26 protein-coding genes are annotated in these 26,262 nt (G+C 71.1%); 10 read left to right on the forward strand and 16 right to left on the reverse strand.

What is annotated here, in order from left to right; genetic code table 11:
- Positions 1-176 precede the first annotated feature (176 nt).
- The gene (radA, locus tag BJ965_RS16765; protein WP_184909413.1) at positions 177-1,586 is read left to right on the forward strand and encodes a DNA repair protein RadA; all 1,410 of its coding nucleotides are present in this window, start codon (positions 177-179) and stop codon (positions 1,584-1,586) included.
- Positions 1,587-1,666: 80 nt separating this feature from the next.
- Positions 1,667-2,791: a DNA integrity scanning diadenylate cyclase DisA gene (gene disA / locus BJ965_RS16770; protein ID WP_062928382.1), complete on the forward strand. Its 1,125-nt coding sequence runs from the start codon at positions 1,667-1,669 to the stop codon at positions 2,789-2,791.
- Positions 2,792-2,945: 154 nt separating this feature from the next.
- Here the strand turns inward: disA and BJ965_RS16775 are convergent, their stop codons facing one another.
- Positions 2,946-3,803 (reverse strand): hypothetical protein, encoded by an 858-nt coding sequence (locus tag BJ965_RS16775; RefSeq protein ID WP_184909414.1) that lies wholly within the window; start codon positions 3,801-3,803, stop codon positions 2,946-2,948.
- Between the two features lie 396 nt (positions 3,804-4,199).
- Between BJ965_RS16775 and BJ965_RS16780 the strand changes: the two genes are divergently transcribed.
- The 5 genes from BJ965_RS16780 to cseC all read left to right on the forward strand — a co-directional run bounded on the left by BJ965_RS16780 (position 4,200) and on the right by cseC (position 8,798).
- On the forward strand, positions 4,200-5,141 hold the full coding sequence (locus BJ965_RS16780; protein WP_184909415.1) for an A/G-specific adenine glycosylase: 942 nt from the start codon (positions 4,200-4,202) through the stop codon (positions 5,139-5,141).
- 283 nt (positions 5,142-5,424) lie between these two features.
- Entirely contained in the window at positions 5,425-5,964 is a 540-nt protein-coding gene (locus BJ965_RS16785) for a SigE family RNA polymerase sigma factor (RefSeq protein WP_184594831.1), read from the forward strand.
- On the forward strand, positions 5,952-6,605 hold the full coding sequence (locus BJ965_RS16790; protein WP_184909416.1) for a hypothetical protein: 654 nt from the start codon (positions 5,952-5,954) through the stop codon (positions 6,603-6,605). The genes BJ965_RS16785 and BJ965_RS16790 overlap by 13 nt, the downstream gene beginning before the upstream one ends.
- A 127-nt stretch (positions 6,606-6,732) precedes the next feature.
- Positions 6,733-7,434, forward strand: a complete 702-nt coding sequence (gene cseB, locus BJ965_RS16795; protein ID WP_184909417.1) for a two-component system response regulator CseB — start codon at positions 6,733-6,735, stop codon at positions 7,432-7,434.
- A 14-nt stretch (positions 7,435-7,448) separates the two neighbouring features.
- Positions 7,449-8,798 carry a two-component system sensor histidine kinase CseC gene (gene cseC, locus BJ965_RS16800; RefSeq protein ID WP_184909418.1) on the forward strand — a complete coding sequence of 450 codons (1,350 nt, stop codon included), beginning with the start codon at positions 7,449-7,451 and terminating at the stop codon, positions 8,796-8,798.
- A 15-nt stretch (positions 8,799-8,813) separates the two neighbouring features.
- On the opposite strand, the gene BJ965_RS16805 is transcribed toward cseC, so the two are convergent.
- The 3 genes from BJ965_RS16805 to BJ965_RS16815 form a co-directional block, all read right to left on the reverse strand.
- Positions 8,814-9,260 (reverse strand): VOC family protein, encoded by a 447-nt coding sequence (locus tag BJ965_RS16805; protein ID WP_184909419.1) that lies wholly within the window; start codon positions 9,258-9,260, stop codon positions 8,814-8,816.
- Between the two features lie 137 nt (positions 9,261-9,397).
- Positions 9,398-9,832, reverse strand: a complete 435-nt coding sequence (locus BJ965_RS16810; protein ID WP_184909420.1) for a helix-turn-helix transcriptional regulator — start codon at positions 9,830-9,832, stop codon at positions 9,398-9,400.
- A gap of 117 nt (positions 9,833-9,949) precedes the next feature.
- Positions 9,950-11,533 carry an MDR family MFS transporter gene (locus BJ965_RS16815; protein ID WP_184909421.1) on the reverse strand — a complete coding sequence of 528 codons (1,584 nt, stop codon included), beginning with the start codon at positions 11,531-11,533 and terminating at the stop codon, positions 9,950-9,952.
- A gap of 122 nt (positions 11,534-11,655) precedes the next feature.
- Here BJ965_RS16815 and BJ965_RS16820 point away from each other — a divergent pair, with 122 nt between their 5' ends.
- Positions 11,656-12,252, forward strand: coding sequence for a TetR/AcrR family transcriptional regulator (locus BJ965_RS16820; RefSeq protein ID WP_030845846.1), 597 nt, complete (start codon positions 11,656-11,658; stop codon positions 12,250-12,252).
- Between the two features lie 22 nt (positions 12,253-12,274).
- Here BJ965_RS16820 and BJ965_RS16825 read toward each other — a convergent pair whose 3' ends face one another.
- Positions 12,275-12,988: a M23 family metallopeptidase gene (locus BJ965_RS16825; protein ID WP_184909422.1), complete on the reverse strand. Its 714-nt coding sequence runs from the start codon at positions 12,986-12,988 to the stop codon at positions 12,275-12,277.
- 440 nt (positions 12,989-13,428) lie between these two features.
- Here BJ965_RS16825 and BJ965_RS16830 point away from each other — a divergent pair, with 440 nt between their 5' ends.
- Positions 13,429-14,067 (forward strand): HAD family acid phosphatase, encoded by a 639-nt coding sequence (locus BJ965_RS16830; protein WP_184909423.1) that lies wholly within the window; start codon positions 13,429-13,431, stop codon positions 14,065-14,067.
- 71 nt (positions 14,068-14,138) lie between these two features.
- Here BJ965_RS16830 and BJ965_RS16835 read toward each other — a convergent pair whose 3' ends face one another.
- Positions 14,139-16,664, reverse strand: a complete 2,526-nt coding sequence (locus tag BJ965_RS16835; RefSeq protein WP_030845852.1) for an ATP-dependent Clp protease ATP-binding subunit — start codon at positions 16,662-16,664, stop codon at positions 14,139-14,141.
- 430 nt (positions 16,665-17,094) lie between these two features.
- On the opposite strand from BJ965_RS16835, the gene BJ965_RS16840 reads away from it, so the two are divergent.
- Positions 17,095-17,799, forward strand: coding sequence for an SCO3374 family protein (locus BJ965_RS16840; protein ID WP_184909424.1), 705 nt, complete (start codon positions 17,095-17,097; stop codon positions 17,797-17,799).
- A 9-nt stretch (positions 17,800-17,808) separates the two neighbouring features.
- On the opposite strand, the gene BJ965_RS16845 is transcribed toward BJ965_RS16840, so the two are convergent.
- From BJ965_RS16845 to BJ965_RS16890, 10 genes are all read right to left on the reverse strand, one after another.
- Positions 17,809-18,144: a histone-like nucleoid-structuring protein Lsr2 gene (locus tag BJ965_RS16845; protein WP_010048839.1), complete on the reverse strand. Its 336-nt coding sequence runs from the start codon at positions 18,142-18,144 to the stop codon at positions 17,809-17,811.
- A 262-nt stretch (positions 18,145-18,406) separates the two neighbouring features.
- Entirely contained in the window at positions 18,407-18,940 is a 534-nt protein-coding gene (locus tag BJ965_RS16850) for an amino-acid N-acetyltransferase (RefSeq protein ID WP_184909425.1), read from the reverse strand.
- 9 nt (positions 18,941-18,949) lie between these two features.
- Positions 18,950-19,423, reverse strand: coding sequence for a BlaI/MecI/CopY family transcriptional regulator (locus BJ965_RS16855; protein WP_184909426.1), 474 nt, complete (start codon positions 19,421-19,423; stop codon positions 18,950-18,952).
- 146 nt (positions 19,424-19,569) lie between these two features.
- The gene (locus BJ965_RS16860; protein WP_184909427.1) at positions 19,570-19,758 is read right to left on the reverse strand and encodes a hypothetical protein; all 189 of its coding nucleotides are present in this window, start codon (positions 19,756-19,758) and stop codon (positions 19,570-19,572) included.
- 18 nt (positions 19,759-19,776) lie between these two features.
- On the reverse strand, positions 19,777-20,439 hold the full coding sequence (locus BJ965_RS16865; protein WP_246545914.1) for a hypothetical protein: 663 nt from the start codon (positions 20,437-20,439) through the stop codon (positions 19,777-19,779).
- 378 nt (positions 20,440-20,817) lie between these two features.
- Positions 20,818-21,615 carry a type III pantothenate kinase gene (locus BJ965_RS16870; RefSeq protein ID WP_142161099.1) on the reverse strand — a complete coding sequence of 266 codons (798 nt, stop codon included), beginning with the start codon at positions 21,613-21,615 and terminating at the stop codon, positions 20,818-20,820.
- Between the two features lie 15 nt (positions 21,616-21,630).
- A complete protein-coding gene (nadC, locus tag BJ965_RS16875) occupies positions 21,631-22,605 on the reverse strand; it encodes a carboxylating nicotinate-nucleotide diphosphorylase (protein WP_184909428.1) in 975 nt (324 codons plus the stop codon).
- Between the two features lie 5 nt (positions 22,606-22,610).
- Complete coding sequence (locus tag BJ965_RS16880; RefSeq protein WP_184909429.1) at positions 22,611-24,320, reverse strand: L-aspartate oxidase; 1,710 nt, start codon at positions 24,318-24,320, stop codon at positions 22,611-22,613.
- The gene (gene panC / locus BJ965_RS16885; RefSeq protein WP_184909430.1) at positions 24,317-25,318 is read right to left on the reverse strand and encodes a pantoate--beta-alanine ligase; all 1,002 of its coding nucleotides are present in this window, start codon (positions 25,316-25,318) and stop codon (positions 24,317-24,319) included. Before panC ends, BJ965_RS16880 begins: the two co-directional genes overlap by 4 nt.
- The gene (locus BJ965_RS16890) at positions 25,315-26,244 is read right to left on the reverse strand and encodes a Rossmann-like and DUF2520 domain-containing protein (protein ID WP_184909431.1); all 930 of its coding nucleotides are present in this window, start codon (positions 26,242-26,244) and stop codon (positions 25,315-25,317) included. Before BJ965_RS16890 ends, panC begins: the two co-directional genes overlap by 4 nt.
- Between the last annotated feature and the right edge of the window lie 18 nt (positions 26,245-26,262).

The following is a 26,262-nucleotide window of genomic DNA, read 5'->3' on the forward strand; positions in this document are numbered from 1 at the left end:
GGAGTGGCACCTTCAGGCGGCTTGAGCACATTTAATCCGTACGGGTGAAACGATCCCTCAATCGGGGACACGAACCGGTCGTTCCGCGGCTGGCGCGGGGTGGCGAACCCCTGGCGCGCAGGCGGCCGCCGTCGGCCGGTCCCGCGATGTCAGTGCCGGCGGCTACGGTTTCGTCCATGGCTGCCCGTACGAAGACCACCAAGGACCGCCCGTCCTACCGCTGCACGGAATGCGGCTGGCAGACGGCGAAGTGGCTCGGCCGCTGCCCCGAGTGCCAGGCCTGGGGGACGGTCGAGGAGTACGGCGCGCCCGCGGTGCGTACGACGGCACCGGGCCGGGTCACCACCTCCGCCCTGCCCATCGGCCAGGTGGACGGCCGCCAGGCCACCGCCCGCCCCACCGGCGTTCCCGAGCTTGACCGCGTGCTCGGCGGCGGGCTGGTCCCCGGCGCGGTGGTGCTGGTCGCGGGCGAGCCGGGCGTCGGCAAGTCCACGCTCCTGCTGGACGTGGCGGCCAAGTCCGCGAGCGACGAGCACCGCACGTTGTACGTCACGGGCGAGGAGTCGGCGAGCCAGGTCCGGCTGCGCGCCGACCGCATCGGCGCCATCGACGACCACCTGTATCTGGCGGCCGAGACGGATCTGGCCGCGGTGCTGGGCCACTTGGACGCGGTCAAACCGTCGCTGCTGATCATGGACTCCGTACAGACGGTGGCCTCCCCCGAGATCGACGGCGCGCCCGGCGGCATGGCCCAGGTGCGGGAGGTCGCCGGAGCCCTCATCCGCGCCTCCAAGGAACGGGGCATGTCCACGCTGCTGGTGGGCCATGTCACCAAGGACGGCGCGATCGCGGGCCCGCGCCTGCTGGAGCACCTGGTGGACGTCGTCCTGAGCTTCGAGGGCGACCGGCACGCCCGCCTGCGTCTCGTGCGAGGCGTCAAGAACCGCTACGGCACCACCGACGAGGTCGGCTGCTTCGAGCTGCACGACGAGGGCATCACGGGCCTCGCCGACCCGAGCGGGCTCTTCCTGACCCGCCGGGCCGAACCGGTCCCGGGCACCTGCCTGACCGTCACCCTGGAGGGCCGCCGCCCGCTGGTCGCCGAGGTCCAGGCGCTCACGGTCGACTCGCAGATCCCCTCCCCGCGCCGCACCACCTCGGGTCTGGAGACCTCCCGCGTCTCGATGATGCTCGCGGTGCTGGAACAGCGGGGGCGGATCAGCGCCTTGGGCAAAAGGGACATCTACTCCGCGACGGTCGGCGGGGTGAAGCTCACCGAGCCGGCCGCGGACCTGGCCGTCACCCTCGCCCTGGCGAGCGCGGCGAGTGACACACCTCTCCCGAAGAACCTCGTCGCGATCGGCGAAGTGGGCCTCGCGGGCGAGGTGAGACGGGTCACCGGAGTGCAGCGCAGACTGGCCGAGGCCCACCGTCTGGGCTTCACGCACGCGCTGGTCCCGGGGGACCCGGGCAAGGTCCCGGCGGGCATGAAGGTCCTGGAGGTCGCGGACATAGGGGACGCCCTGCGGGTCCTTCCCCGCTCCCGTCGCAGAGAGGCCCCACGGGACGAGGAGGGTCGCCGGTAGACTTTGCCCTGGTCTCGCCCGTCCGTGCGAACCGAGCGCGCGACACGGGGGCGCCCAGAACCTGCGACCGGAGGAGTGCAGTGGCAGCCAACGACCGGGCATCTGCTCCCGGAAAATCCGGCGGGAGCGCCGGTACCGATGGCCTGATGCGCGCCTCGCTGAGCGCCGTGGCACCCGGCACCGCCCTGCGTGACGGCCTGGAGCGCGTGCTCCGCGGCAACACAGGCGGACTCATCGTGCTCGGCTTCGACAAGACGGTCGAGACGCTGTGCAGCGGCGGTTTCGTGCTGGACGTCGAGTTCACCGCGACCCGTCTGCGCGAGCTGTGCAAGCTGGACGGCGGCATCGTGCTGTCCTCCGACCTGTCGAAGATCCTGCGGGCGGGCGTGCAGCTGGTCCCGGACCCGACGATCCCGACGGAGGAGACGGGCACCCGGCACCGCACGGCCGACCGCGTCAGCAAGCAGGTCGGCTTCCCGGTGGTCTCCGTGTCGCAGTCGATGCGGCTGATCGCCCTGTACGTCGACGGCCAGCGCCGCGTCCTGGAGGACTCGGCGGCGATCCTGTCCCGCGCCAACCAGGCGCTCGCCACCCTGGAGCGCTACAAGCTCCGCCTCGACGAGGTCGCGGGCACCCTGTCGGCGCTGGAGATCGAGGACCTGGTGACCGTCCGGGACGTCTCGGCGGTCGCCCAGCGCCTGGAGATGGTGCGGCGCATCGCCACGGAGATCGCCGAGTACGTGGTGGAGCTCGGCACGGACGGCCGGCTCCTTGCCCTCCAGCTCGACGAGCTGATCGCGGGCGTGGAACCCGAGCGCGAGCTGGTCGTGCGGGACTACGTCCCCGAGCCCACGGCCAAACGCTCCCGCACGGTCGACGAGGCCCTCGCCGAACTCGACGCCCTCACCCACGCCGAGCTTCTCGAACTGTCCACGGTGGCCCGGGCGTTGGGCTACACCGGCGCGCCCGAGACGCTGGACTCGGCGGTGTCCCCGCGCGGTTTCCGCCTCCTCGCCAAGGTGCCCCGGCTCCCCGGCGCGATCATCGACCGCCTGGTCGAGCACTTCGGCGGACTGCAGAAGCTGCTCGCCGCGAGCGTCGACGACCTCCAGACGGTGGACGGCGTGGGCGAGGCCCGGGCCCGCAGCGTCCGCGAGGGGCTGTCGCGGCTGGCGGAGTCGTCGATTCTGGAGCGGTACGTCTAGCGCGCAGGGACAGCGGCTGGAACGGCTGAGGGCGGCACCCGGGAAGGGGTGCCGCCCTCAGCCGTTCTCCGGGCGTTCCGTCAGTCTTTCTCTCGGGCGTTCTCTCGGCCTTCTCTTGGGCGTTCTCTCGGACGTCGTCCCAGGCGTCGCGGCCCTAGTCGGCCGAGAGCACGAACGACGTCTGCACCTTCGCGAAGCCCGGAGCCTTGGCTTCCACCAGGTACGTGCCCGACCCGGCCGAGCCCGCGGGAGGTGTGGCGCACTCGGGGGCGCTCGGCTTGCGGTCCCACTTCACGGTGTAAGTGATGCCGCTGCCGGCGGCGACCCGGTACAGCTGGTGCGCGGCGGCCTTGGGGCAGTCCTCGGAGGACCAGTAGTCGTCGTCGCTGCTCGCGGGGGCGATCGTGAACACCGCGTTCTTCGGCCCGAGATCGATCTTGCAGTCGCTGCCGGAGACGTTCCGCGCGGCCAGCAGGAACGTGGGCGTCTGCTCGGGGTCGTAGGTGTTGTGGCGGCTGCGCAGGCTGAACTTCACGGCGCTCGCGGTGCAGTTGGGCAGGGTGGAGCCGGCCGGCAGTGTGTCGCCCGCGCCCACGCCGCCCGCGGCGGTACCACCCCCGGAGCCGCCGCTGCCGCCCGCACCCTCGGAACCGCCCGAGCCGCCGGACCCGGAACCGTCGCCGGATCCCGAGCCGGAACCGTCCTCGGAGCCGTCTCCCGAGCCGTTCCCGGAGCCGTCTCCCGAACCGCCGGAGCCCTCGTCCCCCGACTCGTCACGTCCGCCCGGCGCTTGGCTGATGGCAGGGCCCGAACTCGACGGGCCGGGCGTGATGGAGGGCGCGGGATTCTTGCCGTTGGCGCCGTTGTCGCCGTCCTTGCCGCCTCCGCCGCCCATGGTCACGATCCAGAGGGTCAGCAGCGCCAACACGGCGACCACAGACACCAGTACGACCCTCCGACGCCAATAGATGGAGGAGGGAAGCGGCCCGACCGGATTGCGCAGAGATCCCACGGCTCAAACCTTACGAGAGATCGACGCGTTCGCCCGTCCCACCCGCCGCTCGGAGCGACAACTTTTCCAGATCATCATCCCGGAAATGACGCTCCCACCCTGGACTTTCGTCGGGTACGGGACGCGGCGATCGCAGGGCGTGACGGTATCGGCCCGCCCCTTACCCTCCGTGATGACGCACAGCACGACCCGATGCGGGTGCAGCGCGAGGCTGGGACACATGCGTGAGGTGAACCTCCCTCGACGGAGGGGCCGTTGGGGACAACAGGGGAGGCCGGGGCAGCGCCCGCTGACGATCGGCGGCTCGAACAGAGATCTGCCGATCGTCGGGTAACCGCCCCGGCGGGGTGGTGGTGTGCCCGATTCGGCACCTCTGCGTGGCACCATCAAAGGGCCATGACTGCTCCCACGAAGCCCCCGCGCCCCGCCGACGCCCCCGCCGACGCCCCCTCCGGGCCGCCCCTCGGAGAGAATCTGCACTCCCCCGTCATCGACTGGTTCGGCGAACACGCCCGTGACCTGCCGTGGCGGCGCCCCGAGGCCGGGGCGTGGGGGGTGATGGTCAGTGAGTTCATGCTCCAGCAGACGCCGGTGAGCCGCGTCCTGCCCGTCTACGAGCAGTGGCTGGAGCGCTGGCCGCGCCCTGCCGACCTGGCCAAGGACGCGCCCGGCGAGGCCGTCCGCGCCTGGGGGCGGCTCGGCTACCCGCGCCGCGCGCTGCGGCTGCACGGCGCCGCCGTCGCCATAACGGAACGGCACGGCGGTGACGTACCGGCCGACCACGCCCAGCTGCTGGCGCTGCCCGGCATCGGGGAGTACACGGCCGCCGCCGTCGCCTCCTTCGCCTACGGCCAGCGGCACCCGGTGCTCGACACCAACGTGCGGCGGGTCTTCGCCCGCGCGGTCACCGGCGTGCAGTACCCGCCGAACGCCACCACGGCCGCCGAGCGCAAGCTGGCCCGCGCACTGCTGCCCGAGGACGAACCGACCGCCGCTCGCTGGGCCGCCGCCTCCATGGAGCTGGGGGCGCTGGTGTGCACGGCGAAGAGCGAGTCGTGCCACCGCTGCCCGATCGCCGCGCTGTGCGCGTGGCGGCTGGCGGGCAAGCCGGAGCACGACGGGCCGCCGCGCCGCGGCCAGACCTACGCGGGCACCGACCGGCAGGTGCGCGGGCGGCTGCTCGCCGTGCTGCGGGAGGCCCACGGGGCCGTTCCGCAGGCGGCGCTGGACCGGGTGTGGCACGAGCCGGTGCAGCGGGCCCGCGCCCTGGACGGCCTCGTCGCCGACGGTCTGGTGGAGCCGCTCGCGGGCGGCTCGTACCGGCTGCCGCTGACCTGACACACGGACAGGTCACAGCCGCGGGCCACCGTCCGTCACAGAGTCAGGGTGGACAAATCACCCCAAACTAGCCTCAACGCCCCCATCGCTTGGCCCTGTTCGGGCGTCCGTTACACAACCGACGGACAGCCGAGCGCTGGCCGAAGGCTGCTTCGGACAGCGCCGTGACAACGCCTCCGTACCTTCAGATGCGTTCCCGGAAGACACGGGACGACTGAAGACCACAGGCAGTACACGGGCGGCGGGGAGCCGGCCCGAACGGGGAAACGGGAGGCGGTTCACCATGGCGCAGGGCGAGGTGCTCGAGTTCGAGGAGTACGTCCGCACCCGGCAGGACGCGCTGTTGCGCAGTGCCCGCCGCCTGGTCCCGGACCCGACGGATGCACAGGACCTGCTGCAGACGGCACTGGTACGGACGTACCGCCGGTGGGAGACCATCGAGGACAAGCGGCTGGCGGACGCCTACCTGCGCCGGGTGATGATCAACACCCGCACGGAGTGGTGGCGGGCGCGGAAGCTGGAAGAGGTCCCGACCGAGCAGCTGCCGGACGCCTCGGTCGACGACGCCACCGAGCAGCACGCCGACCGCGCCCTGCTGATGGACATCCTGAAGGTGCTCGCCCCGAAGCAGCGCAGTGTCGTGGTGCTGCGACACTGGGAGCAGATGTCCACGGAGGAGACGGCCGCCGCCCTCGGCATGTCGGCCGGAACGGTCAAGAGCACGCTGCACCGGGCGCTCGCCCGGCTCCGTGAGGAGCTGGAGTCCCGCGATCTGGACGCACGCGCGCTGGAGCGTGAGGAGCGGGAGCGGTGCGCGGCCTGACCGGCGAGGGTTCTGCACGGACCCGGGGCAGTATCCAGGCGGTGAGCGCGGCACTGGCCGTGCCCACCGCCCTCGCCCTGTTGGTGTCCGGGTGCGGTGCCGGCGGCACCGGCGCCCGTGACGAGGGCCCGGCGCACGCCGACTCGGTGGCCGGCGCCGCCGCCACACCGTCCGCCGCGCCGTCGAAGTCGCCCGACACCGTGAACGCGGTCAAGCTCGTCAAGGACGATCCGAAGGTCGCACCCGAGGTGAAGCGCGAGCTGAAACCGTGCGTCGCCGACGAGTACCCGGTCGACGTCTCCTACGGCAATCTGACGAAAGGCTCGTCGGACGACGTCGTCGTCAACGTGCTGACCTGCGGCGACGCGGTCGGAGTCGGCAGTTACGTGTACCGCGAGCAGGACGGCTCGTACGAGAACGTGTTCACGGCGGAGGAGCCTCCGGTCTACGCGGAGATCGACCGCGGGGACCTGGTGGTGACCAAGCAGGTGTACGAGAAGGGCGACCCGGTGTCGAGTCCCTCCGGGGAGAACGTGATCACGTACAGATGGACCGCCGGCCACTTCGCCGAGAAGTACCGCACGCACAACGACTACGGGAAGGTCGTCGGCGACAGCGCCACGCCGGTGCCCGCGAGCTGAACGCGGGCCAAGGCCGCGTGAACCGATCGGGCCGTTCGGACCGATCCCCCGGTGAACGCAACGCCGGGAAAGTGCGTCCCAGCAGTAGAACGCACCCCACGGATCACAGAGGACTGAGAGCACCGGGATGGCAGACCAGACCCACGTCCTGTTCGTCGAGGACGACGACGTCATCCGCGAGGCCACGCAGCTCGCCCTGGAACGGGACGGCTTCGTGGTCACCGCCATGCCCGACGGGCTGTCGGGCCTGGAGGCGTTCCGGACGGACCGCCCCGACATCGCGCTGCTGGACGTCATGCTCCCCGGCCTCGACGGTGTCAGCCTGTGCCGCCGCATCCGCGACGAGTCGACCGTGCCGGTCATCATGCTGTCGGCACGGGCCGACTCCATCGACGTCGTGCTGGGCCTGGAAGCGGGTGCAGACGACTATGTGACCAAGCCGTTCGACGGTGCCGTCCTGGTCGCCCGGATCCGCGCGGTGCTGCGCCGCTTCGGGCACGCCGGCGGCGGCCGGGGCGAGGAGCCGGAGACCTCGGCCGACGGTGGCCTGCTGGTCTTCGGGGACCTGGAGGTCGACACCGAGGGCATGGAGGTCCGCCGCGCCGGTCAGCCGGTGGCGCTGACGCCGACCGAGATGCGGCTGCTGCTGGAGTTCTCCTCCGCGCCGGGCACGGTGCTCTCCCGCGACAAGCTGCTGGAGCGGGTGTGGGACTACGGCTGGGGCGGGGACACCCGCGTCGTCGACGTGCACGTGCAGCGGCTGCGGCAGAAGATCGGCCAGGACCGGATCGAGACGGTCCGCGGGTTCGGCTACAAGTTGAAGGCCTGAGCAGGGGCAGGGGTATGAGGGGGCACTTCCGGCGCCTGGTCGCCGCTGGTCTGGAGCGGGCGGGCATCCGCACGGGCCTCAGATGGAAGCTGAGCGCGGCCATCGCGCTGGTGGGCGCGCTGGTGGCGATCGCGCTGAGCCTCGTCGTGCACAACGCCGCCCGGGTCTCGATGCTGGACAACGCGCGGGACCTCGCCGACGAGCGGATCATGATCGCCCAGCGCAACTTCGAGCTGTCCGGGCGGATGAACTTCCCCAACACCAAGATCAACGACCCGGATCTGCCCCATGCGCTGCGGGACCGGGTCGAGGCGGGCCAGCGGGCGACCTACGTGGCGGACCGGCCGGGCGAGGTGCCCGACATATGGGCCGCCGTGCCGTTGAAGAACGGGCAGGTCATGTCGCTGCACTCGGGCTTCACCGACCGCAGCTCGGACATCCTCCAGGACCTCGACCAGGCCCTGCTCATCGGGTCCATCGCCGTCGTCCTCGGCGGCAGCGCGCTCGGGGTGCTCATCGGCGGGCACCTGTCGCGGCGGCTGCGCAAGGCGGCCATCGCCGCGGGCCAGCTCGCCGGCGGCGAGACGGACGTGCGCGTGCGGGACGCCATGGGCGGGGTCGTACGGGACGAGACGGACGATCTGGCGAGCGCGGTGGACGCCATGGCGGACGCGTTGCGGCAGCGCATCGAGGCCGAGCGGCGGGTCACCGCCGACATCGCGCACGAGCTGCGCACCCCGGTGACCGGGCTGCTGACCGCGGCGGAACTGCTGCCGCCCGGACGCCCGACCGAGCTGGTGCTGGACCGGGCGAAGGCCATGCGCACGCTGGTAGAGGACGTGCTGGAGGTGGCCCGGCTGGACGGGGCCTCCGAGCGGGCGGAGCTTCAGGACATCATGCTGGGGGAGTTCGTCGCCCGGCGGGTGGCGGCCAAGGATCCGGCGATCAAGGTGCGCATCGTGCACGAGTCGGAGGTCACCACCGACCCGCGACGCCTGGAGCGCGTCCTGTTCAACCTGCTGGCCAACGCGGCCCGGCACGGCAAGCCGCCCATCGAGGTCAGCGTCGAGGGCCGGGTCATCCGCGTGCGCGACCACGGACCCGGCTTCCCCGAGGACCTGCTCGCCGAGGGGCCGAGCCGCTTCCGCACCGGCAGCGCGGACCGGGCCGGGCACGGCCACGGTCTCGGCCTGACCATCGCGGCCGGGCAGGCCCGGGTGCTGGGCGCCCGGCTGACCTTCCGCAACGTCCGCACCCCCGGCACGCCGGAGCACCTCCCGGCCGAGGGTGCGGTCGCCGTGCTGTGGCTGCCGGAGCACGCGCCGACGAACACCGGGAGCTACCCGATGCTGCCGGGGTCGTGAGGGTGGCGCGGCGGATCAGCAGGACCAGTCCTGGTCCATGTCGAGTCCGCCCTCGCGGGGCTGTGTGAACGAGAACCAGTTGCCCGAGTCGTCGCGGAACAGCGCCTCCGTGCCGTACGGGCGCTCCTGCGGCTCCTGGAGGAACTCCACGCCGCGGTCCTTGAGCTTCTTGTAGTCGCCCTGGATGTCGTCGGTGGTCAGCACGCCCGCGCCGAGCACCCCCTTCGTCACCAGCTTGCGGACCATCTCGGCGGACTCGGGGTCCATCGCGGGCCCGCCGGGCACCATCAGTGTCAGCTCGACGTCGGGCTGGTTCGGCGAGCCGACCGTGAGCCAGCGCATGCCGCCCTCGCCCATGGTCATGTCCGTACGGACCTCCAGGCCCAGCTTCTCCGTGTAGAACTCCTTGGCGCGGTCCTGGTCGAGGACCCAGACGGTCGAGATGGCGAGACCCTTGATCATGGCGTGCTCCTGCTCTGACTCTGTGGCGGTGGCGGTGGCGGTGGCGGTGGCGGTGGCGGTGGCGGTGGCGGTGGCTGTAGCTGCGGCTGCGGCTGCGGCCGGTTGTGCCCGCCCTGCCACGGTAGGCAGCGGGGGTGTCAGCCCGCTTCTCCGGAATTGCGCTTCTCGCCGGTGCCGGGCGCGGAACGGAAGCCGCCGGCCCAGAGCATGGCGTAGCAGCCGGGTATGAGGGCGGCCCCCCGGCCCACGTGCTTCGTGCGGTACTCGCTCGGTGTCAGCCCGGTCCAGGCCTTGAAGCGGGCCGAGAACGTGCCCACGCTGCTGAAGCCGACCAGGTGGCAGATCTCCGTCACCGACAGGTTCGCGGTGCGCAGCAGGTCCTCGGCGCGCTCGATGCGGCGGTGCGTCAGGTACTGGCCGGGGGTCTCACCGTAGGCCTCCCTGAAGGCACGGATGAAGTGATACCGCGAGTACCCGGCGTGTGCGGCGACGGTGTCCAGGTCCAGCTCGGGGTCGGCCCAGTCCCGGTCCATGACGTCCTTGGCGAGCCGCATCCGCCGCGTCCTGTCCATGGGACCGATGGTGGCACGGGGGTGTGACAGCGGCCCCTCGCCGGTGGCCGGGCAGTTCGCGGCCGGGCATGACGAAGGCCCCCGGGCGGACACTCCCGGGGGCCTCGTACGGTGCGGTCAGACGGCCTCGACCATGGGCGGCTGCGCCGCCGGGGTGTCCGGCTTGCCGTCCTCCTTCGGTCCCGCTCCCTTCAGCGGCACCTCCTTGACGAACACGGCCGCCACGAGGGCGACCACCGCCACCACGGCTCCGAGCAGGAACGCCGTGTGCGTGCCGGCGGAGACCGCGTGCTGGTACGCCTCCCGGATCAGCACCGGGAGCTTCTCCAGGCTCTTGGCGTCGAGCTGTGCCGACTGCTCGGTCACCTTGGAGCCCAGCGCCCCGGCCCGCTCGCTCATGACGTCCTGGACGCGGTTGTTGAACAGCGCGCCCATGATCGCGACGCCGAAGGAGGAGCCGAGCGTACGGAACAGGGTGGACGACGAGGACGCGACGCCCATGTCCTTCATCTCCACGCTGTTCTGCGCGACCAGCATGGTGATCTGCATCAGGCAGCCCATGCCGAGTCCGACCACGGCCATGAAGACACCGGAGGTCAGTCGGGAGGTGCCGGTGTCCATCGTGGACAGCAGGTACAGGCCGACGATCATCAGCGCGCTGCCGGCGATCGGGAAGACCTTGTACTTGCCGGAGTTCGTGGTCACCCGCCCGGCGACCATCGAGGTCACGAGCATCGCACCGAGCATCGGCAGGAGCAGCAGCCCGGAGTTGGTCGCGGAAGCACCCTGCACGGACTGCTGGTACAGCGGCAGGAAGAGCGTCGCGCCGAACATCACGAAGCCGGTGATGAAGCCGATGACCGACATCAGCGTGAAGTTGAGGCTGCGGAAGATGTGCAGCGGCAGGATCGGCTCGGCGGCCCTGGTCTGCCAGAACACGAACCCGACCAGCGCGGCGATGCCGATGCCGATCAGCTCCATGATCCGCGCGGAGCTCCAGGCGTACTCCGTGCCGCCCCACGTGGTGACGAGCACGATCGCGGTGATGCCGACGGTCAGCAGCGCGGCGCCGAGGTAGTCGATCCGTGCCTCGGAGCGCTTCTTCGGCAGGTGCAGCACGGCACCGACGGCGGCGAGCGCCACCGCTCCGAGCGGCAGGTTGATGTAGAAGGCCCAGCGCCAGCCCCAATTGTCGGTGATCGTGCCGCCGACCAGCGGGCCGCCGATCATCGCCAGCGCCATGACGCCGGCCATCATGCCCTGGTACTTGCCGCGCTCGCGGGGCGGGATCAGGTCACCGATGATCGCCATGACACCGACCATCAGACCGCCGGCGCCGAGGCCCTGCACGGCACGGAAGCCGATCAGCTCACCCATGTTCTGGGCCATGCCGCTGAGCGCGGAACCGACCAGGAAGATCACGATGGACGTCATGAACGTGCCCTTGCGGCCGTACATGTCGCCGAGCTTGCCCCACAGCGGGGTGGAGGCCGCGGTGGCGAGCGTGTAGGCGGTGACGACCCACGCGAGGTGTTCGAGTCCGCCCAGCTCACCGACGATCGTCGGCATCGCGGTGCCGATGATCATGTTGTCGAGCATCGCGAGCATCATCGCGATCATCAGCGCGAGCAGGACCACCCGCACGCTCTTGGGTTGTTTCCCCCCAGCGTCGGCCGCCGGTGTGTCCGTCGTGTCCGTCATCGCTTCCCACTCCCCCTGCTACCGCTACTTACTTGCCGACCGGCTAGTGACTACACTCGGAAGCTAGCGGCGGAACTAGCCGGGCGTCAAGTAAGTTTTATGGAAAGCGGGGGCGTAGGAGGATGGGCGGCACCATGGACGGCACCAAGCAGCGGCGCCGCGGGGACACCCGCCGGCGCATCCAGGATGTGGCCCTCGAACTCTTCGCGGAGCACGGCTACGAGAAGACCTCCCTGCGCGAGATCGCCGAGCGCCTGGACGTCACCAAGGCCGCGCTCTACTACCACTTCAAAACGAAGGAAGAGATCCTCGTCAGCATCTTCGAGGACCTCACCCAGCCGATCGAGGACCTGATCGAGTGGGGCCGGCAGCAGCCGCACACCCTCGCGACCAAGCAGGAGATCATCCGCCGCTACGCCGACACCCTCGCCGAGGCGACGCCGCTGTTCCGCTTCATGCACGAGAACCAGGCGACGGTACGGGACCTGCGGATCGGCGAGTCCTTCAAGGCCCGCATCCACAGCCTGCGCGACATCATCGTCGACCCGGACGCGGACCTGGTCGACCAGGTCCGCTGCGCCAGCGCGATCTTCACGCTGCACGCCGGCATGTTCCTGCTCCAGGACATGGGAGACGACCCCGAGGAGAAGAACAAAGCCGTCCTCGAGGTCGCCACCGATCTGGTGACCCAGGCCCACCGGGGAGCCGGGGGCTCCTAGGGCCTGGGGATCGCACCTGGGGTCAGACCGTCACGCCCTTGGCGCGCAGGAACTTCACCGGGTCGACCGCCGAGCCGTAGTTCGGGGTCGTACGGATCTCGAAGTGCAGGTGGGGGCCGCTCGAGTTACCGGTGTTGCCGGACTTGGCGATCTCCTGGCCGGTCTTGACTATCTGGCCGACGTGCACCGTGACCTTCGACAGGTGGGCGTACTGGGAGTACGTGCCGTTGCCGTGCTTGATCACGACGGCGTTGCCGTACGCGGGGCCGTCGCCGGCGCCGTTGCCGCCGGCCTTGACCACGGTGCCGCCGTGGGCGGCGACGACCTGGGTGCCACTCGGCACGGCGAAGTCCTGGCCGCTGTGCTTGTGCGCCCACATGCCGCCGTTCTGGGCGAAGCTCGCGGAGAGGCTGTACTTCTTCACCGGGTCGACCCAGGAGGGCTTGGCCTTCTTGGCGGCTGCCTTCTTGGCAGCGGCCTTCTTCTCGGCCGCCTTCTTCGCGGCGGCGGCCTTGGCGGCCTTCTCGGCCTTCACGGCCTCGGCCTTGGCGGCCTTGGCCTGGACGGCGGCCTGCGCCTGCACGGCACTGGCGGCACCGGACGCGGCCGTGGTGTCGGCGGCGGACGCGACCCCGGCTCCCAGTGCGACCGAGACACCAAGGCCGGCGGCCAGCACGGTCGCACGGGTGCGGAGCTGGGACGTACGGGAAGAACGGGACGTGACGCGCTGGGACATCGAAACCTCGTGTGGAAGGGGACGGAGAAAACCACCCGGCGCACAACCGCTCGCCGTGTGGCCATCCCTTGGTAACCCGAAGTCCGACAAACTCCCAAAAGCGTGATCTACGACGCTAGTTAGTAATTTGGTTCAGTGTTCTACGTCTCTTGACACAGCAGTCATTCGGGACGAATCAGGGCACTGACCCGCACTTCCACCCCTGCCGCGGGGAAAGAATCCCTTTCCTCCCGGCCCGTTATCCACTATTCCATCTAGTAACGGACATATCGCCTGTGCGCCATGTCACCAGGGGCCCTCTTCAGCCATTCCGGAAATGTGGCGCACGCCTCTAGGCACTTACCGCCCGGTAACCCTACGGTTCCCCTCGCGCCACCCTCGCGCACGAGCATGCACACGACATGTTGGCAGCGTCATTGACGTGAGAGGACCCCCACGACATGCAGACCCGACGCCCCTGGTTGCGCCGCGCATCAGTGACCGCCGTCTCGGCGGCGGCCCTCGTGGCCATGGCCGCACCGGCCGACGCCGCGACCACCAGCCAGGCCTCCACGACCGCCGCCACGGCCGCCACCGCGGCCGCGGACGTCGACTACGGCACCTGGCAGAAGGACTGCCAGGCGGTGATGAACCAGGCGATGCCCTATCTGAAACAGCGGATCGCGGCCACGAAGCCGGGCGAGAAGCAGGCCATCGTCTTCGACATCGACAACACGACGCTGGAGACGGACTTCGGCTTCAGCTACCCGCAACCGGCCAACAAGCCCGTCCTGGAGGCCGCCAGATACGCGCAGGAGCGCGGCGTCACCCTGTTCTTCGTCACCGCCCGGCCGGACATCATCGCCTCGTTCACCCAGTACAACCTGAAGCAGGCCGGCTACCAGGTCTCGGGGCTCTACGTCCGCAACTTCATCGACCTGTTCAAGAACGTCGCCGAGTACAAGACGGCCCAGCGCGTGGACATCGAGCGCAAGGGCTACACGATCATCGCGAACATCGGCAACAGCGCCACCGACCTCTCGGGCGGCCACGCCGAGAAGACGTACAAGCTGCCGGACTACGACGGGCAGCTGTCCTAGGGAGCGTCCGGGCATGAGGAAGGGGCCGGTGCTGTTCAGCACCGGCCCCTTCTCACTTTGGGTCGTTACGCTCAGGCGTCCTTGCTCAGGTTCGGGCCCGTGCCACCGGCCGCCTGCTCGATCGGCGGGACGTCCGGGAGGGGCGCCTTCTCCTCGCCGCGGAAGGTGAAGGTCTTGGTGTCGCCCTCGCCCTCCGTGTCGACGACCACGATGTGACCGGGGCGCAGCTCGCCGAAGAGGATCTTCTCCGACAGCGAGTCCTCGATCTCACGCTGGATGGTGCGACGCAGCGGACGCGCACCCAGCACCGGGTCGTAGCCCTTCTTGGACAGCAGCTCCTTGGCGGACTGGGAGAGCTCGATGCCCATGTCCCGGTCCTTCAGGCGCTCGTCGACCTTGCCGATCATCAGGTCGACGATCTGGAGGATGTCGTCCTGGCTGAGCTGCGGGAAGACGACCACGTCGTCGACGCGGTTGAGGAACTCGGGCCGGAAGTGCTGCTTGAGCTCGTCCGAGACCTTGTTCTTCATGCGCTCGTAGTTGGACTTCGTGTCGCCCTGGGCCGCGAAGCCCAGGTTGAAGCCCTTGGAGATGTCCCGCGTGCCGAGGTTGGTCGTCATGATGATGACCGTGTTCTTGAAGTCCACGACCCGACCCTGGGAGTCGGTCAGGCGACCGTCCTCCAGGATCTGCAGCAGCGAGTTGAAGATGTCCGGGTGGGCCTTCTCGACCTCGTCGAAGAGGACGACGGAGAACGGCTTGCGGCGGACCTTCTCGGTGAGCTGGCCGCCCTCCTCGTAGCCCACGTAGCCGGGGGGCGAACCGAAGAGCCGCGAGACCGTGTGCTTCTCGCTGAACTCCGACATGTCGAGGGAGATCAGCGCGTCCTCGTCGCCGAAGAGGAACTCGGCGAGCGCCTTGGACAGCTCGGTCTTACCGACACCGGAGGGGCCGGCGAAGATGAACGAGCCACCGGGACGCTTCGGGTCCTTCAGACCGGCACGCGTACGGCGGATCGCCTTCGACAGCGCCTTGACGGCGTCGACCTGGCCGATGACCCGCTTGTGGAGCTCGTCCTCCATGCGCAGCAGGCGGGAGGACTCCTCCTCGGTCAGCTTGAAGACCGGGATGCCGGTGGCCGTGGCGAGGACCTCGGCGATCAGCTCGCCGTCGACCTCGGCGACGACGTCCATGTCGCCGGCCTTCCACTCCTTCTCCCGCTTGGCCTTGGCGGCCAGGAGCTGCTTCTCCTTGTCGCGCAGGGAGGCGGCCTTCTCGAAGTCCTGCGAGTCGATCGCGGACTCCTTGTCGCGGCGGACGCCGGCGATCTTCTCGTCGAACTCGCGCAGGTCCGGCGGCGCGGTCATCCGGCGGATGCGCATCCGGGAACCGGCCTCGTCGATCAGGTCGATCGCCTTGTCCGGCAGGAAGCGGTCCGAGATGTACCGGTCGGCCAGGGTGGCGGCCTGGACCAGCGCCTCGTCCGTGATGGAGACGCGGTGGTGGGCCTCGTACCGGTCACGCAGACCCTTGAGGATCTCGATCGTGTGCGGCAGGGACGGCTCCGCGACCTGGATGGGCTGGAAGCGGCGCTCGAGGGCGGCGTCCTTCTCCAGGTGCTTGCGGTACTCGTCCAGCGTGGTGGCACCGATGGTCTGCAGCTCACCGCGGGCCAGCATCGGCTTCAGGATGGAAGCCGCGTCGATGGCGCCCTCGGCGGCACCCGCACCGACCAGCGTGTGGAGCTCGTCGATGAACAGGATGATGTCGCCGCGGGTGCGGATCTCCTTGAGGACCTTCTTCAGGCGCTCCTCGAAGTCACCGCGGTAGCGGGAGCCGGCGACCAGCGCGCCGAGGTCCAGGGTGTAGAGGTGCTTGTCCTTGAGGGTCTCGGGCACCTCGCCCTTGACGATGGCCTGGGCGAGGCCCTCGACGACGGCGGTCTTGCCGACGCCGGGCTCACCGATCAGCACCGGGTTGTTCTTGGTACGGCGGGACAGCACCTGCATGACCCGCTCGATCTCCTTCTCGCGCCCGATGACCGGGTCGAGCTTGGACTCACGAGCGGCCTGGGTGAGGTTCCGGCCGAACTGGTCGAGGACCAGGGACGTGGAGGGGGTGCCCTCGGCAGGACCGCCGGCGGTGGCGGTCTCCTTGCCCTGGTAACCGGAGAGCAGCTGGATCACCTGCTGCCGCACGCGGTTCAGATCTGCGCCCAGCTTGACGAGGACCTGGGCGGCGACGCCCTCGCCCTCGCGGATCAGGCCGAGCAGGATGTGCTCCGTGCCGATGTAGTTGTGGCCCAGCTGAAGGGCCTCGCGGAGCGACAGCTCCAGGACCTTCTTGGCACGGGGGGTGAAGGGGATGTGGCCGGACGGGGCCTGCTGGCCCTGGCCGATGATCTCCTCCACCTGCTGGCGGACCGCCTCGAGCGAAATCCCGAGGCTCTCAAGGGCCTTGGCGGCGACACCTTCACCCTCGTGGATCAGGCCCAGGAGGATGTGCTCAGTGCCGATGTAGTTGTGGTTGAGCATCCGGGCTTCTTCCTGAGCCAGGACGACAACCCGCCGCGCGCGGTCGGTGAACCTCTCGAACATCGTTAATCGCTCCTCAGAGCGGTCAGGCAGTGGGGGGAACTTCCCCTCCCTGTCCTTCCGCAGCTTAGTCCCGCAAGCGGGGACCGCTCATTCCAACTGCCGACACCGTCCTTGGCCTCCTGACCCCGAACGCCGACATCTGCTCCAACCCGATGGTGCGAGACGATGTTCCCGCAGGCCAGGCAGATACCCCACTCGCCAGTACGCCGATGGCGAACGTGAGACGTCCTTTCCTGCGTGTCGCCCCCTCCCACTAGGGATGTCTTACCCGCAGGGACCGGAAGTCCATGCCGGGCGCCCCCGTTCCCTCCGCTACGGGCGAACAACCTTGCGCCTCCCCGCACCCCCCGCGCGCCCCCGATTCGCCACGCTGTGCGCTCACGACGCCACCCAGCGTAACCCGCAGGCGCTTTCGGCTGTTGCACTTGGCATGTTCGGCGCCTCTCAGCCCGTGACCGCATCCTCGACTCCGCTCGTCCCGCTGGTCCCGCTCCCCCGCCGGCCGCTCGACCCGGCCGGCGCGAGCGGTCAGGTCCGGTGGTGGTACGAGAACGAACTGGGGTGGCCGACGGTGCCCGGCGATCCGCTGCATCTGCCGGTGGGAGTGCGCTGGGACGTCCTGGACGTCCCGGCGGAGGCGGGGCACGCGGCCCTGCGGCGCCTGGCGCCCGGCTCCCCCGTCGCGCTGCACCGCGACCGGATGCTGCTCCTGGTGGCCGCGGGCGGCGCGGAGGAGCTCCCCGGGCTGCTGGAGTGGCTGGACTGGGGCGCCCTGTCGCTGGATCTGGTGGCGATCGGTGCGGGCGGCCTCATGGAGGCGCCGTCGCCCCCGGTGCCGCGCGGGGAGAGAGCGATGCCGCCGGCGCGCGGGTCGCACGCTGCGGCGCCCTGCGAGGCGGGTGTTCCGCCTGCTCCCCGGGACCGGGTCGGTTCCCAGGGGGCCGCCGTGTGGCTGCGGCCCCCCGAGCCGGGATGCGAGGTCGAGGCCTCGCTGCCGACGCTGTCGGCGCTGGGGGGCGGTGGGGGCGCCCCCGATCTCGTGCGGCTGGTGAACACGGTGGCCACGCAGTGCCACCGGGTCCGGCTGCGGCGCGTGTGCGCCCAGCCACCGGCCAAGCGTGCGCAGGGTCGGTAGGGCCGCTGTTCAGCCGTTGGCCTTCTCGTAAGCCTCGCGGATGGTCGCGGGAACACGGCCGCGGTCGTTGACCTCGTAACCGTTCTCCTTCGCCCAGGCGCGGATCGCCGCGGTGTCCTGGCTGCCGCTCGAAGCGGCGCGGGCCTTTCCACGCCCGCCCGAAGCACGGCCTCCGGTACGACGACCGCCCTTCACGTAAGGCTCGAGAAGGCCACGGAGCTTGTCCGCATTGGCAGTGGTGAGGTCGATCTCGTACGTCTTGCCGTCCAGCGCGAACGTCACGGTCTCGTCCGCCTCGCCACCGTCGAGGTCGTCGACAAGAAGGACCTGAACCTTCTGTGCCACCGGATTTCCTTTCATCGATATCTTCAGGGCGGGTGTGCCGGCGTCCGCCGTATCGCCGTCCCCTGTTATATGCAGTACTGCAGTACGTCGGAAAGCAAACCGCTTTTGCCGGAAAAACACAAACCCCCGGCAGAGACCGGCAGCCCGGCCCCGGTCCGGAAACGTGCGCGTTTCGGACATAGGGCACCGGGGCAGGGCGGGCTCGCGGAATATGCCTTGGCGAACCGGTCGGACCCTTCGGTGACCTACTTGCGCCCGGCGATCACAGATGCAGAAGCATCCGGCTGTTGCCCAAGGTGTTCGGTTTCACTCGTTCGAGTCCGAGGAACTCCGCGACGCCCTCGTCATAGGAACGCAGGAGCTCCGCGTAGACATCCGTGTCGACGGGCGTCTCGCCGATCTCCACGAAGCCGTGCTTGGTGAAGAAGTCGACTTCGAAGGTCAGACAGAAAACACGGCGAACACCGAGCCAGCGGGCGGTCTGCAGCAACTTCTCCAGCACGCGGTGTCCGACGCCGGCGCCCTGCAAGCCGGGCTTCACCGCGAGAGTGCGCACTTCCGCGAGGTCTTCCCACATCACGTGCAGCGCGCCGCAGCCGACGACCTCGGCGTTGTCGTCCCGTTCGGCGACCCAGAACTCCTGGATGTCCTCGTAAAGCGTCACCGTTGCTTTGTCGAGCAGGATGCGGCCGCGGACGTAGGCGTCAAGGAGGCCCCGTACGGCCGGGACGTCGCTGGTGCGGGCCCGTCGGACGGTGATGGCTTTTGCGGTGGCTTCGGGGCTCTTCGCGGACATGACGGGACGCTATCGCCCGCCGAGGTCCCGGGGGGAGGCGGGGTTCTCCCCGGGCCCTTCCCCGGGTTCCGCTCGTTCGGCCGGTTCTGCGGATTCCGACGGTTCGGTCGGTTCCTGGGTTTCCGGACCCTGGACGATGCGGACGGCATCGGTGAGAGACTGCCGCTGTTCCTCGCTCATCATGCCGAAGAAGGCGACGAGAGCCGCGGCGGGGTTGTCGCTCTGCGACCAGGCGTCGTTCATCAGGGCGGCTGCGTAGGCGGCGCGGGTGGAGACCGCCTCATATCGATAGGCACGGCCTTCCGCCTCGCGGCGTACCCAGCCCTTCTGATGGAGATTGTCCAAAACGGTCATCACGGTGGTGTACGCGATGGACCGCTCCTTCTGAAGATCTTCCAGGACTTCTCGAACGGTCACCGGGCGGTTCCACTTCCACACCCGCGACATGACCGCGTCTTCGAGTTCTCCCAATGGGCGAGGCACAGCTCAGAACAATAGTGGGAGATCCCGGTAATGGCGTGGCGGACGTGCGCGGGACCGGCGAACGGGAACAAAAAGGGCGTACGGCTCGTGGATGCGGGCGCCGCGGGGTGCGGGTCCGCCGAGTCGTACGCCCTCGGGGGGTGGGGTCAGGCGTCGGCCGTCGGGGACGTCGCGGTGGACTGGCGGGCACCCTCCACGCGCGCGAGGGCGGCGTCCACGGCCGCGTCCTCCTTGGCCTTGTTGGCGCCGCCCTGGGTCTTCACGATCACCCGGATCACGCCGATGAAGAAGACGGCCATGACGGCCGGGGGCAGGAGCGCGGAGACGTAGTCCATGGATCCAGGGTAGCCACGTCAGCCGACGGCGAGCTGCTGGGGGTTGGCCGGGGGTGGCGGGGCCGGCTTGCGGCGCGGGAAGACCTCGCCCGGGGTGGGGATCGGACGGGAGGGCTTCGGGGTGTCCGGGCCGGGGGCCGGGGCCGGGGCGGGCTTGGGGGCCGGCGGCTTGCGGGCGGGCTTCTTCTCGGGCTGCTTCTCCGTGCCGTCCTCGGCGGCTGCGCCGACGGGGGCGCGGCGGCCTCCGGGGATGGCCAGGAGGCGGGTGCGGGAGCCGGGCACGGCCGCCACGGGGAGAGGGGCCGAGGTGAGGGGAGTGACCGCGCAGCGATCCAGGAGGGCCGCCGCGGCGGGGTTGCCGCGCAGGGCGCGGAGGGCGGCGAGGTCGTCGGGCAGGGGGCGGTAGCCGGCACCCAGCGCCTCGTCGAGGAGGGCGAGGTAGCCGGCGGCGGTTCCGGGGAGGGCGGCGCGATACCGGCCCAGGTCGGCCACGAGGAAGGCGCGCAGCCTGGCCCCCTCCCGCAGTGCCTCGTCGAGTGACTCTGCGAGGCGGAGACAGTCCTGGACGTCGTCGGCCGAGGCGGGGGTGGGGTCTAGGGCGAGGGCGAGAGCGCGGCGGAGCACACGCAGCTCCTCCACGCCGAACACCATGCCGCCGCGGGATCCGTATGGCGTGGGCATGCGGCGACGATACGCGCTAATCAGACAAATTGCGCATAGGGGGCGGGTGTGGCGCGGGGGACCACTCGGGTGGTGGCGGGGGGATGCCGGGGGGGTGGCTGGAGGATGCCGGGACGCCTGGGCGGCGTGGCCGGGTCACCGGGTCACCGGGTCACCGGGGTGGTGTGGCCCGGACACCGGGCGCTGCGGGCGAAAGCCGGACGGCGGCGTGGGCGGGCAGCCGGAGGTCGCGCGCTGGGGCGGCTGCGGCCGAGGGGGCGCAGGGGCGCAGGGGCGGTGGGGCGGTGGGGCGGTGGGGCTGAGGGTGCCCGGGGGCCGCGGTTGGGGTGGGGGGCGTGCCCGATTCGTCGCGTCGCGCGCCCCCCCCTCCTCAGCCGCTCACGTGCGGGACACGTTCCGCTCGTACACAAGCCGCAGTCCGATCAGCGTCAGCCAGGGCTCGTGTTCGTCGATCACCGACGACTCGCCCAGGACCATCGGCGCGAGGCCGCCCGTCGCGATGACGGTGACGTCGTCCGGGTCCTCCGACAGCTCGCGGGCCATGCGGTTGACCACGCCGTCGACCTGGCCGGCGAAACCGTAGATGACGCCCGACTGCATCGCCTCGACCGTGTTCTTGCCGATGACGCTGCGGGGCCGGGCCACCTCGATCTTGCGGAGCTGGGCGCCGCGGACGCCCAGGGCCTCCACGGAGATCTCGATGCCGGGTGAGATGACCCCGCCGACGTACTCCCCTCGCGCGCTGACCGCGTCGAACGTCGTCGCCGTGCCGAAGTCGACGACGATGGCGGGGCCGCCGTAGAGCTCGACCGCCGCGACCGCGTTGATGATGCGGTCGGCGCCGACCTCCTTGGGGTTGTCCATGAGGATCGGCACGCCCGTCTTGACGCCCGGTTCGACGAGGATCGCGGGCACGTCGCCGTAGTAGCGGCGCGTCACCTCGCGGAGCTCATGCAGGACCGAGGGGACGGTGGCGCAGATGGCGATGCCGTCGATGCCGTCGCCCAGCTCGTCACCGAGGAGCGGGTGCATGCCCATCAGGCCCTGGAGCAGGACCGCCAGTTCGTCCGCGGTACGGCGCGCGTCCGTGGAGATGCGCCAGTGTTCGACGATCTCGTCGCCGTCGAACAGGCCGAGGACGGTGTGGGTGTTTCCTACGTCGATCGTCAGCAGCATGACCCGTATCCGCCCCTACTCCGCCGGCCGCAGGTCCAGGCCGATGTCCAGGATCGGCGAGGAGTGGGTGAGGGCCCCGACGGCGAGGTAGTCGACGCCGGTGTCCGCGTACGCCTTGGCGTTGTCGAGGGTGAGGCGGCCCGAGGCCTCCAGGGCGGCGCGGCCCTGGACGAGCGCGACCGCCTCCGCGCACTCGCCCGGCGTGAAGTTGTCCAGCAGGATCAGGTCGGCGCCGGCGTCCAGGACCTCGCGGAGCTGGTGCAGGGTGTCGACCTCGACCTCGATGGGGACGTCCGGGAAGCGTTCGCGGACCGCCTGGAAGGCCTGGGCGACACCGCCCGCGGCGACCACGTGGTTGTCCTTGACCAGGGCCGCGTCCGAGAGCGACATGCGGTGGTTGACGCCACCGCCGCAGCGGACCGCGTACTTCTCGAGGCTGCGCAGGCCGGGGGTCGTCTTGCGGGTGTCGCGGACCTTCGCCTTGGTCCCGTCGAGTACGTCCGCCCACGCGCGCGTGGCCGTCGCGACGCCCGACAGGCGGCACAGGATGTTCAGCGCGCTGCGCTCGGCCGTGAGGAGGTCGCGGGTGCGGGTGGTGACGGAGAGGAGCTTCCGGCCCGCTTCCACGCGGTCGCCGTCCTCCGCGTGGCGCTCGATCTCGAGCTCCTCCTCGCAGACCACCGAGATGACCGCCTCGGCGACGCGCAGACCGGCCACGGTGCCCGCCTCGCGGGCGGTGAAGTCGGCCGTGGCCACCGCGTCCTCGGGGATGGTCGCCACCGTCGTCACGTCCACGCCGTGGGCCAGGTCCTCCTGGAGGGCCACGTTGGCGATGTCCTCGACCTCGACGGGGTCGAGGCCGGCGTCGGCCAGGAGCTGGGCGAGTGCGGGGTCCAGGCCGCACTCCAGGTATGCCTCGTCGTCCGCGCCGCAGGCGCAGCCGTCTCCGCAGCCTCCGGAGGAGGCGAGGGGAAGGTCGGGGGTGCTCACGTCGGTCACTGCTCCTGGGGGGCCTGGGTCGGGAGGGTCGGGGGGAAGTCTGTGGTGTCCGTGGTGTGCACGGCCAGCGTGCGGTCCGGGTTCAGGGTCACGACGATGTGGCGGCGCCAGGCCGCGTCGTCGCGCTCGGGGCGGTCCTCGCGCCAGTGGCAGCCCCGGGTCTCCTCGCGCAGCAGGGCGGCGGCGACCAGCACGCGGGCCACGCACAGGAGGTTGGTGGCCTCCCAGGTGTCGACGCCGGCCTCGGCCGTCTCGCCGTTCTCGGCGAGGGCCTCCCGGGCGTCGGTGTGCAGGCGCTGGAGCTGGTCGGCGGCCTTGGCGAGGGAGCCGGCCGAGCGCAGGACGCCCGCGCCGCCGGTCATGATCCGCTGGATCGTGAAGCGGGCCTGCGGGGTCTGCAGCGGGTGCTCGGGGATCTCGGGGTGCGGGACCGGCTGGGGCACGCGCGCGGGCAGGCCGTTCGCCGCGATGTCGGCCGCGATGCGCTCGGCGTAGACGAGGCCTTCGAGCAGGGAGTTGGACGCCAGCCGGTTGGCGCCGTGCACCCCGGTGCAGGCGACCTCGCCGCACGCGTAGAGGCCGGGGACGGTCGTACGGCCGTGGGAGTCGGTGCGGACGCCGCCGGAGGCGTAGTGGGCGGCCGGGGCGACCGGGATGGGGTCGGTGACCGGATCGATGCCGTGGGCGCGGCAGGCGGCCAGGATCGTCGGGAAGCGGTGTTCCCACATCTCGGCGCCGAAGTGCCGGGCGTCGAGGTACATGTGCTCGGCGTCCTGCTCCAGCATGCGGCGCGTGATGCCCTTGGCGACGATGTCGCGGGGGGCGAGTTCGGCGAGTTCGTGCTGTCCGACCATGAAGCGGACGCCGTCGGCGTCGATCAGGTGGGCGCCCTCGCCGCGCACGGCCTCGGAGACCAGGGGCTGCTGGCCCTCCGCGTCCGGACCGAGGAACAGCACGGTCGGGTGGAACTGGACGAACTCCAGGTCGCTGACCTCCGCGCCCGCCCGGAGCGCGAGCGCCACGCCGTCGCCCGTCGACACCGACGGGTTGGTGGTGGCGGAGAAGACCTGGCCCATGCCGCCGGTCGCGAGGACCACCGCGGGGGCGTGGACGGCCCCCACGCCGTCGTGCTGGCCCTCCCCCATGACGTGCAGGGTGACACCTGCGGTGCGGCCTTCGGCATCCGTGAGGAGGTCCAGGACGAGCGCGTTCTCGACGGTGCGCATGCCCCGCGCGCGCACGGCCTCGACCAGGGCCCGGGAGATCTCGGCGCCGGTGGCGTCACCGCCGGCGTGCGCGATGCGACGGCGGTGGTGGCCGCCCTCCCGGGTCAGTTCCAGCTCGCCCTCGGAGGACTCGTCGAACCGGGCGCCGGTCTCGATGAGACGGCGTACGGCGTCGGGGCCCTCGGTGACGAGGAGGCGGACGGCGTCCTCGTCGCACACTCCGGCGCCCGCGACCAGGGTGTCCTCGAGGTGCTGCTCGGGGGTGTCGCCCTCGCCGAGGGCAGCCGCGATGCCGCCCTGGGCCCAGCGGGTGGAGCCGTCGTCGAGACGGGCCTTGGTGACGACGACCGTCCGCAGGCCCGCGGCCTCGCAGCGCAGGGCGGCGGTCAGCCCGGCGACGCCGGAGCCGACGACGACCACGTCCGCGGCGATGGACCACCCGGGGGCGGGCGCGTGCAGTCGTATGCCTGTGGTGGTCACGAGGCGGCTCCGAAGCTTCCGAAGGTGAGGGGGACGTTGTCGATCAGCCGGGTCGCCCCGACCCGGGCGGCGACGGCGAGGACCGCGTCGCCGGTGAAGTCGTCCGCGATCTCGGTGAAGTCGGACGGGTCGACCAGCGCGAGGTAGTCCAGCGCGAGCGGCGGTTCGAGGCGGGCGGCCTCGTCCAGGACCTGGCGGGCGGCCGCACGGACGGCCGCGGGGCCGCCCGGGACGGCCGTCGCCACGGCGTGCGCGTCGGCCGCCGCGCGTGACTCCCCTATGGCACTGAGCGCCTCGGCACGCGCGCGAGTGGCGGGCACCTCGCGGGCCCGGGCGCGCAGTGCCTCCTGCGCGGCATGCCGGTCCTGGCCCGCGAACAGGGCACCCGACAGCGCGAGGGCGGTGCGCCGCTCGGCGGCCGACAGGTAGCGGTTGCGGCTGGACAGGGCCAGGCCGTCCTCCTCGCGGACGGTGGGCACGCCGACGATCTCCACGCCGAAGTTCAGGTCCCGCACCATGCGGCGGATCAGCGCGAGCTGCTGGGCGTCCTTCTGGCCGTACAGGGCGACGTCGGGGCGGGTCAGGTGCAGCAGCTTGGCGACGACGGTGAGCATGCCGTCGAAGTGGCCGGGGCGGGAGGATCCCTCCAGGCGCTCGCCCATGGGGCCCGCGGTGATGCGGACCTGGGGCTCGCCGCCCGGGTAGACCTCGTCCACGGCGGGGGCGAACACGACGTCCGCTCCCGACCGTTCGGCGAGGGCGAGGTCGGCGTCCAGGGTGCGCGGGTAGCGGTCGAGGTCCTCGCCCTGGCCGAACTGGAGCGGGTTGACGAAGACGGTGACGACGACCTCGCCGTCCGGCCCGGCGATGCCGCGGGCGGTGCGGATCAGTGTGGCGTGGCCCTCGTGCAGCGCGCCCATGGTCATCACCACGGCGCGGCGGCCCGCACGCGCGCGTGCGTGCAGTTCGCCCGCGGTGCGCAGCAGGGTGGTGGTCATCGGGCGTCCCCTTCGGTGCCGTCGGTCCCGTGGGCGAGTACCCCGAGGAGGTCCTCGGCGAGCTCCGGTTTCAGCAGGCCGTGTGCCAGGGCCCGGTCGGCGGTCGCGCGGGCCATCGCCAGGTAGCCGTCGACGGTCTGCGGGGCGTGCCGGCGCAGCTCGGTGACGTGCGCGGCGACGGTGCCCGCGTCGCCGCGCGCGACCGGGCCGGTGAGGGCCGCGTCACCGGAGCGCAGGGCGTTGTCCAGGGCCGCGCCGAGCAGCGGGCCGAGCATCCGGTCGGGGGCCGAGACCCCGGCCGCGCTCAGCAGCTCCATGGACTGGGCGACCAGCGTGACCAGGTGGTTGGCGCCGAGAGCGAGGGCCGCGTGGTAGAGGGGCCGGTTCTCCTCGGCGATCCACTCCGGCTCGCCGCCCATCTCGATGACGAGGGCCTCGGCGGCGAGGCGCAGCTCCTCGGGGGCGGTGACGCCGAAGGAGCAGCCGGCCAGCCGCTGGACGTCCACGGGCGTGCCAGTGAAGGTCATCGCGGGGTGCAGGGCGAGCGGCAGGGCGCCCGCGCGCAGGGCGGGGTCGAGGACCCGCGTGCCGTACCGCCCGGAGGTGTGGACGAGGAGCTGGCCCGGCCGCACGGATCCGGTGTCGGCGAGGCCGGTGACCAGGTCGGGCAGGGCGTCGTCGGGAACGGTCAGCAGCACCAGGTCGGACCGCTGGAGCACCTCGGCGGGCGGCATCACCGGCACGTCGGGCAGCAGTTGCCCGGCGCGGCGCCGGGAGGCCTCCGAGACCGCGGAGACGGCGACCGGGCGGTGCCCGGCGAGCTGCAGGGACGCCGCCAGGGCGGGACCCACGCGGCCGGCGCCGACGACGCCGACGGTGAGCCGCGCGGGGCGGTCCTTGGGGTCTGGCTGTGGGGTTGTGTTCACTCGACGGCGGCCTTCCCG

This window comes from Streptomyces luteogriseus (assembly GCF_014205055.1).
In the GTDB taxonomy this organism is placed as follows: Bacteria; Actinomycetota; Actinomycetes; order Streptomycetales; family Streptomycetaceae; genus Streptomyces; species Streptomyces luteogriseus.

What these genes read in the sequence shown, in the direction of transcription:
- panC (WP_184909430.1), bottom strand. Translation starts at nt 25,318, where the DNA reads ATGACCACCACCCTGCTGCGCACCGCGGGCGAACTGCACGCACGCGCG.
- BJ965_RS16840 (WP_184909424.1), top strand. Translation starts at nt 17,095, where the DNA reads ATGTTCGGCGCCTCTCAGCCCGTGACCGCATCCTCGACTCCGCTCGTC.
- BJ965_RS16825 (WP_184909422.1), bottom strand. Translation starts at nt 12,988, where the DNA reads ATGTCCCAGCGCGTCACGTCCCGTTCTTCCCGTACGTCCCAGCTCCGC.
- BJ965_RS16835 (WP_030845852.1), bottom strand. Translation starts at nt 16,664, where the DNA reads ATGTTCGAGAGGTTCACCGACCGCGCGCGGCGGGTTGTCGTCCTGGCT.
- cseB (WP_184909417.1), top strand. Translation starts at nt 6,733, where the DNA reads ATGGCAGACCAGACCCACGTCCTGTTCGTCGAGGACGACGACGTCATC.
- BJ965_RS16810 (WP_184909420.1), bottom strand. Translation starts at nt 9,832, where the DNA reads ATGGACAGGACGCGGCGGATGCGGCTCGCCAAGGACGTCATGGACCGG.
- BJ965_RS16785 (WP_184594831.1), top strand. Translation starts at nt 5,425, where the DNA reads ATGGCGCAGGGCGAGGTGCTCGAGTTCGAGGAGTACGTCCGCACCCGG.
- BJ965_RS16830 (WP_184909423.1), top strand. Translation starts at nt 13,429, where the DNA reads ATGCAGACCCGACGCCCCTGGTTGCGCCGCGCATCAGTGACCGCCGTC.
- BJ965_RS16860 (WP_184909427.1), bottom strand. Translation starts at nt 19,758, where the DNA reads ATGGACTACGTCTCCGCGCTCCTGCCCCCGGCCGTCATGGCCGTCTTC.
- BJ965_RS16820 (WP_030845846.1), top strand. Translation starts at nt 11,656, where the DNA reads ATGGGCGGCACCATGGACGGCACCAAGCAGCGGCGCCGCGGGGACACC.
- BJ965_RS16815 (WP_184909421.1), bottom strand. Translation starts at nt 11,533, where the DNA reads ATGACGGACACGACGGACACACCGGCGGCCGACGCTGGGGGGAAACAA.
- radA (WP_184909413.1), top strand. Translation starts at nt 177, where the DNA reads ATGGCTGCCCGTACGAAGACCACCAAGGACCGCCCGTCCTACCGCTGC.
- BJ965_RS16780 (WP_184909415.1), top strand. Translation starts at nt 4,200, where the DNA reads ATGACTGCTCCCACGAAGCCCCCGCGCCCCGCCGACGCCCCCGCCGAC.
- BJ965_RS16870 (WP_142161099.1), bottom strand. Translation starts at nt 21,615, where the DNA reads ATGCTGCTGACGATCGACGTAGGAAACACCCACACCGTCCTCGGCCTG.
- BJ965_RS16850 (WP_184909425.1), bottom strand. Translation starts at nt 18,940, where the DNA reads ATGTCCGCGAAGAGCCCCGAAGCCACCGCAAAAGCCATCACCGTCCGA.
- BJ965_RS16805 (WP_184909419.1), bottom strand. Translation starts at nt 9,260, where the DNA reads ATGATCAAGGGTCTCGCCATCTCGACCGTCTGGGTCCTCGACCAGGAC.
- cseC (WP_184909418.1), top strand. Translation starts at nt 7,449, where the DNA reads ATGAGGGGGCACTTCCGGCGCCTGGTCGCCGCTGGTCTGGAGCGGGCG.
- BJ965_RS16865 (WP_246545914.1), bottom strand. Translation starts at nt 20,439, where the DNA reads ATGCCCACGCCATACGGATCCCGCGGCGGCATGGTGTTCGGCGTGGAG.